The 1,531-nt window shown below is 60.2% G+C and carries 2 protein-coding genes; both read right to left on the bottom strand.

Going from position 1 to position 1,531, the window contains the following annotated elements:
• A partial coding sequence (gene ugpC / locus EN884_RS35550; protein WP_128361107.1) for a sn-glycerol-3-phosphate ABC transporter ATP-binding protein UgpC occupies window positions 1-770 on the bottom strand: 770 nt, incomplete at its 3' end.
• Between the two features lie 7 nt (window positions 771-777).
• On the bottom strand, window positions 778-1,531 hold a 754-nt coding region (gene ugpE, locus EN884_RS35545), incomplete at its 5' end, for a sn-glycerol-3-phosphate ABC transporter permease UgpE (RefSeq protein ID WP_128361106.1).

The following is a 1,531-nucleotide window of genomic DNA, read 5'->3' as shown; positions in this document are numbered from 1 at the left end:
CCATCAGCCAGCGCCGGACCAGCCGGCCCTTGCGAAAGGGGCAGGAGATTCATCGGCGGCGCGCCAATGAAGGAAGCGACGAAGGTCGAGGCCGGCCTTTCGTAGACGTCGAGCGGCGCCCCCATTTGTTCGACCAGTCCGGCATTCATGACGACGAGGATGTCGGCCAACGTCATCGCCTCGAGCTGGTCATGTGTGACATAGACCGACGTGACGCCAAGCGAGCGCTGCAGGTTCTTTATCTCGACGCGCATCTGGCCACGCAATTTGGCATCGAGATTGGAAAGCGGCTCGTCGAAAAGGAAAACCCTCGGATTGCGCACAATGGCACGACCCATGGCGACACGCTGGCGCTGGCCGCCGGAAAGCTCGCGCGGGCGGCGGTCGAGCAGCGCCGAAAGTTCCAGTATTTTCGCCGTCGCGCGGACCCGGCTGTCGATCTCATCTTTCGGCGTGCCGCGGTTGCGCAGCCCATAGGCCATGTTGTCGTAGACTTTCATATGCGGATAGAGCGCGTAGTTCTGGAACACCATGGCGATGTCACGCTCGGTCGGACCGGTTGAATTTACGATCTTGCCGTCGATCGCAACTGTTCCCGAGGAGATGGTTTCAAGCCCGGCGATCATTCTGAGCAGCGTGGACTTGCCGCAACCCGACGGGCCGACCAGCACGCAAAGCTCCTTGTCGGGAACCGCGATTGAAACGCCCTTCACGGCCTCGAAACCGCTGGGGTAGACCTTCTTCACATCCTTCAGATCGACGGTCGCCATCAGCTTCTCACTTTTCGGAATCGACCAGGCCGCGAACGAACCAGCGTTGCATCAGCACCACGACCAGGATCGGCGGCACGATGGCCAGCATCGCTGTAACCATGACCAGGTGCCATTGCGTATCGGCATCGGCGAAGGAGACCATCTTTCTGAGCGCGATGACGATCGTGTTCATGTTGCTGCTGTTGGTGACGAGCAACGGCCACAGATACTGTGTCCAGCCATAAATGAAGAGGATGACGAACAGCGCCGCGATATTTGTCCGCGACAGCGGCAACAGGATATCGAAGAAGAAGCGCCACGGCCCCGCACCGTCGACCCGCGCCGCCTCAACCAATTCGCCAGGAATCGTCATGAAGAACTGGCGGAACAGCAGCGTGGCGGTGGCCGAGGCGATCAGCGGGATGATCAGGCCCGCATAAGTGTCGATCATGCCGAGATCGACCATCACCTTGTAGGTTGGCAGGATGCGCACCTCGACGGGGAGCATCAGGGTGATGAAGATCAGCCAGAAGAAGGTCATGCGCAGCGGAAAGCGGAAGAACACGATCGCATAGGCAGACAGGATCGAGATGAATATCTTTCCCACCGCGATGCCGAGCGCCATGATCGTCGTGTTGAGCAGCAGCCTGCCGACGCTGACGCCGCCGATGCGGCCGACACCGCCGAACAATGCCTCGCTGTAATTGTTCCAGAACTGATCGCCGGGCAGGAGCGGCAATGGCGGCCTGAGGATCGTTTGCAGCGTCTGCGTCGAGGCA

It is taken from the genome of Mesorhizobium sp. M7A.F.Ca.AU.001.01.1.1 (assembly GCF_004022735.1).
In the GTDB taxonomy this organism is placed as follows: domain Bacteria; phylum Pseudomonadota; class Alphaproteobacteria; order Rhizobiales; family Rhizobiaceae; genus Mesorhizobium; species Mesorhizobium ciceri.
Note: the sequence above shows the minus strand (reverse complement) of the source record. Positions and strands in the feature narration are given on the sequence as shown.